The sequence below is a fragment of the Sulfuricaulis sp. genome, assembly GCF_049587675.1.
GTDB lineage: Bacteria > Pseudomonadota > Gammaproteobacteria > Acidiferrobacterales > Sulfurifustaceae > Sulfuricaulis.
In genome coordinates this window covers 1-1,826 of sequence record NZ_JBAVEJ010000180.1, presented here as the reverse complement: position 1 = coordinate 1,826, position 1,826 = coordinate 1, and the positions used below count along the sequence as shown (strand labels likewise).

At 59.1% G+C, this 1,826-nt stretch carries 2 protein-coding genes; both read right to left on the bottom strand.

Translation table 11 applies throughout. The annotated features are described in order from the left end of the window. The coding region (locus tag WB402_RS09170) for a GSU2403 family nucleotidyltransferase fold protein (RefSeq protein ID WP_424207116.1) at positions 1-980 on the bottom strand (980 nt) is incomplete at its 3' end. Positions 981-1,108: 128 nt separating this feature from the next. Further along, positions 1,109-1,826: DUF3187 family protein (locus tag WB402_RS09165; protein WP_424207114.1), on the bottom strand; the 718-nt coding region annotated here is incomplete at its 5' end.

The window sequence follows — 1,826 nt, the reverse complement described above, 5'->3', positions numbered from 1 at the left end:
GTGCGGCAACGCCGCACCCATCCGTCGCCGTGTTTCGCCAACGATTGCCACGCGGCCCGAAGCTCTCCCGGGCTTTCCTCGTTGAGCACCTCGATGAGTTGGGCCGCCTGATCGATGTCCTTGCGCGCTTTGGCCGTCGCGGCGCGCCGTTCGGTGGCGACGATCAATTTGTGCAGGGCATAGCGCCCGGGGGCAGGTACGTTCACCAGAATGCTGCGCTGTGCGACGACGACGGCCTGTTGCGTCGATTCGATAAGATAATCCAGGAAGCGAAGTGGCTCGGCGGCGGTGTTCAACGACGGCAGAAAGACGGGCTTTGACGGCAGTCGTCCTCGTACGGGCACGAGAAAGTCGACCCGCAATTCCTTGCCGCGCACGCGGAAGGACGTCGAAGGGTGTTTGGCATTGAGCTTTGGGATGGGCAGGAAACCCATCTTAAGGTCGGCGAGTACGTTCGGGACATGGATGGCCGGCGCCGCCCGCACGACGACATCGATATCGCTGTGGTAGGCAAAGTCGATATCCTGTGTGGTCGCAGCCTCCCCCCACCGCACTCCAAGCACGTTTCCCAGGACGGCAAAGGCGTTGGTGCCGACGAGCACCATGCCATGCCGGAAAAGACCGGCGTCCGCCAGCACCTGGATGACCTTCGCTGGCCCGTGCGGCGTGACATTTGCGCCGGTGGCACGCAGCGCGGCGCAGAGCTCCTTGATACGTTGGAGATCGGCTCCCATGCCCACCTTCCCGGCCTGAGTGTCTTCAATGAAGCGCCGCCACGCCGTGGAGTCCGGGCCGAGGTAGATCTGGCGCACCTTACCCAGAAGGTCGCGGTAGTGGTAATAGTGGTAAACTCGCCCTTTGACCACGCGCGTTACGAAACTGCCCCGCACGTGGGCGAGCGAGTGCGAAGCCTCGAGCGCGAGTGTCTGCTCAAGGAGCTCGGCGTACTGGGTATGGGTGGTAAGCGATTGCCGGCGCATGGGTGGTCAGAAGTTATAACACATATTAGTATAGCCGTGTTATAACTGCGGCGCCAGACGGTGCTCCCGCGCGGTACCTCCTCACCCGAATTCAGGGGAGAGGGGGCTGTTTCACAGGTTTCCCGGTTTTAGAAAGGAAAGGTCAAGGACAGGTTGAAGACAAAATCAGGCGAAGTGTTTACCTCTAAATCCTCCGAGAATGACATCTCCAGATATTTTTTCGGTGAAAATTCCCACGACGCACCCAGCAATCCTTGTAAGGCGTAGGCGCTGAGTTGTCGAAAACCGCTGCCGGTGTAGAACGGGCTCTGGGCATCCAACTGAGCGTTGAATGTCAATGAAGAAATAATCCGGCGGGACAGGCCAACGGTTGCGAAGCCGATGTAATTTTCCTGCTGCCGAGGCAGCACGTCACCTTCAGTCATCAACAATATTCCGCCCCCGCCATAACCGTTCCAGGTGTCGCCGGAGGGTGATGCCGGCGCAATGCTCAGCCACAGGGCAAGATCGGTACTACCGCTGCCAAGAAGTGTGGCGCTGTCACCCGTGGGTAATTTCAGACTGCCGCGCAACGCCACCATTCTTTCACCGCTATTGCGCGCCAGTTGCACGGCACCGGACAAACGAATATCGCCCAGACCCTCGGCGGATTGCGTGATGCGAACAAGATCGGCACCATCGCGCGCATAGCGATAGTTGATCTGATTGGGCGGGGTAATTTGTCGATCCCCTTTGGGCAAGCCGAAGGTTTCGTGCCATCGCTCTATGAAGTTGTCCATGAAACCGCCGCTGTGGGAGAGATAGGGAAGTTCAATGCCCCACTCATAGCCATCGTCAAATCCCTGA